General features: G+C 53.7%; 1 protein-coding gene. It reads right to left on the minus strand.

The genetic code is table 11. The annotated features are described in order from the left end of the window. Window positions 1-79: 79 nt before the first annotated feature. Window positions 80-1471 carry a group II intron reverse transcriptase/maturase gene (ltrA, locus tag L1028_RS30955; protein ID WP_234541954.1) on the minus strand — a complete coding sequence of 464 codons (1392 nt, stop codon included), beginning with the start codon at window positions 1469-1471 and terminating at the stop codon, window positions 80-82. Window positions 1472-1837 lie beyond the last annotated feature (366 nt).

Here is a 1837-nt window from a genome sequence, read left to right on the forward strand (position 1 = left end):
ATCAAGTAGGAGGGGGCGGCAAGCCCCCGTCCTCTCACACCACCGTACATGCGGGTCCGCATACGGCGGTTCCAAAAGGTTAACAAAGTTCCAGATAACGTGAAAGCAGACTTTTCAGCCCTTTCGCTTCCCAATAGGAAGTCGGAAGGGCATTATTCGTGTTCCGGGACATTTCCCATGCGCCTCGTCTCGAGTTAGCCATCCTAAAACAAGCCCACTCTGGTACCCCAAGGGCCCGGAGTTCGCGGATTCGTGTGCGGACTCGTTTCCATTGCTTCCACAGACACATTCGGAGTCTTCTCCGAATCCACTGGTCCAGTGTTTGGAGGTGTTTCTTCGCCGACGCCAGATGGAAATAGCCAAGCCACCCCATCAAATACCGGTTCAGCCGGCCAATTCGTTCTTCCATGGAAATGGACCAACTTCGTTTTGTTAGCTCTCGAATCCTCTCCTTCACTGCTAAGAGGCTCTTCGGTGCTATTCGAATCATTGCCTGTTTCTGGCTCAGGAAACTGAATCCTAACAACTTCCGGTGCCAAGGCCTTGCCACCGCACTTTTCTCCCGGTTCACTTTCAGTTTTAGCTTTCCTTCTATAAATCGGCTGACCGATTCCATGACCCGTTCACCTGCCCGTTTGCTCGCCACAAAGAGATTACAATCGTCCGCATAGCGTACAAATCGTAGTCCTCGTCCGGTCAATTCCTTATCCAGGTCATCCAGCAGAATGTTTGCTAAAAGCGGACTGAGCGGACCGCCTTGTGGCGTTCCCTCCCAGCTACTCTCCAGCTTTCCATCCACCATGACTCCGGCGTTTAAGTACGCTCGGATCAGTGTCAGTACTCTTTTGTCCGTTACTTTCCGCGCCACTCTCGCCATCAGCATGTCGTGGTTTACCCGGTCAAAGAATTTCTCTAGATCCAAATCCACGACCCATCTCAGGCCACTTTGGATATATCTTTGGGCTTGTTTAACGGCGTCATGTGCGCTCTTCCCCGGCCGAAATCCGTAGCTGTACCACGAGAATTGTGCGTCAAAGATCGGGTTCATGACTTGTAGAAGCGCTTGCTGGAGAAATCGGTCCATCACGGTCGGGATGCCTAGCAGCCGTACACCGCCTCCGGGTTTGGGAATTTCCACCCGTTTGACTGGCGCAGGTCTGTATGTTCCCGCCAGGATTTCGGCTTTCACCGCTACCCAGTGCGTATTCAGGTAAGCTTGTAGATTCGCTACCGTTACACTGTCCACACCGGGTGCTCCTCCGTTTTGCACCACTCGCTTGTACGCGAGCCGAAGGTTATCTCCTTCGAGTATTCGTTCCAGCAAGTTGTTCTCTGCTTTGCGAGAGGAAGGGGCGACTTGTGCCGACGAAGAACTCGGCGCTCCGGCATACCCTGACGGCTTCACCGCTTCTCTTTGCCGCAAGCTCTCTTGCGAGATATTCTGCTGTCGTTGCTCTTCATACGAACGCATCGTTTTCCTCTCTCCTTTCGGTTCAGCCCTTCCGCAAGCTGTTGCAACAGCTTACGTACTATGGCCTCTGCTGACTCCTGCCGGTTCAGCGCAGCCTCTCGGCTACGGTTACAAGTTTTTTTCCTTGCGTATCCAGCAGGCCTCCCCAGATAAGAACGTCATCTTTCCGCCCGCGACCACTGGAGTATACCGTGCCAGTCCTTGGCGGCTTTGGATTTCGTCATGTTTAGGTGACTCATCCGACTGACACAGCCTCAAATCCAGTTCGTGTACCTTGGCCCGTGCTTTTGCCTCCGGCTTCCTTCAGATTCCACCTCACGGTGGACACCCTTGCCCTTGGCTAACGGTAGGCGCTCGCCAGCCCCC

Origin of the sequence: Paenibacillus pseudetheri, from assembly GCF_924513355.1 — a bacterium.
Lineage (GTDB): Bacteria > Bacillota > Bacilli > Paenibacillales > Paenibacillaceae > Paenibacillus_AQ > Paenibacillus_AQ pseudetheri.